This is a genomic window from Mesorhizobium sp. M0968 (assembly GCF_040319065.1).
GTDB lineage: Bacteria > Pseudomonadota > Alphaproteobacteria > Rhizobiales > Rhizobiaceae > Mesorhizobium.
Genome location: NZ_JAMYNL010000099.1, coordinates 1 through 628 on the forward strand (window position 1 = coordinate 1; position 628 = coordinate 628).

General features: G+C 60.7%; 2 protein-coding genes. One reads left to right on the forward strand and one right to left on the reverse strand.

The genetic code is table 11. The annotated features are described in order from the left end of the window. Positions 1–328, reverse strand: a 328-nt coding sequence (locus NKH67_RS34060; protein ID WP_502893856.1) for a hypothetical protein, incomplete at its 3' end; no start/stop codon positions are given. 110 nt (positions 329–438) lie between these two features. Between NKH67_RS34060 and NKH67_RS34065 the strand changes: the two genes are divergently transcribed. Then, positions 439–628 (forward strand): hypothetical protein (locus NKH67_RS34065; RefSeq protein WP_353033118.1); only part of this gene is annotated, 190 nt, incomplete at its 3' end.

Here is a 628-nt window from a genome sequence, read left to right on the forward strand (position 1 = left end):
GGGTCGCGGGATGCCGAGCCGCTTGAAATACCGAGTTGTGCGGGTGCTCGCGATCGTCCCGCCTCAACCGCGCAAGTGCGCCATCATCGCCGGCGAGCGCCATAGCCAAACCGGGAGCGCTTATTCTCGACGGAGCACCGGGCATTGTCTGATTGTGAAGACGGTGCTTGATCACCAGCCGCCTGAGTGTGTCGTCGCTTGCGTTGTAGTCGTGCCTGAACAGATCAATGACCCTCTGGACCGTGATCGCCTCTGCCCATGGCAGGTAGAGCGGCCGAAGCCGTTCGCCTGTTTCTGGCGCTGTTTTGACAGGGAGTGCATTGGTCATTCGGCCCATCGCGCTTTTCTGCGGCCCGCCGTTTCGCCCGACATCAGGGAACGATATCGCCCCCCATGTATTAGAAACCCATGGACACTATGGAACCCCACGGCCACGGGATGGCGGCCGATATTTTGACATCGGAAGTTGCCAATGCCAGGCAGCGCATCCACCGGACCGAGCTCGCGCTTCAACGTAGTGAAGAGATGCTGGCCGAAAATCTCGCGCTGTGCAGCAGGATACGAACTGCGGTCGAGGCCGCAGACCGCTTGATGGAGATCGATCCCCCCAGCTTTGAACGACGTCGCG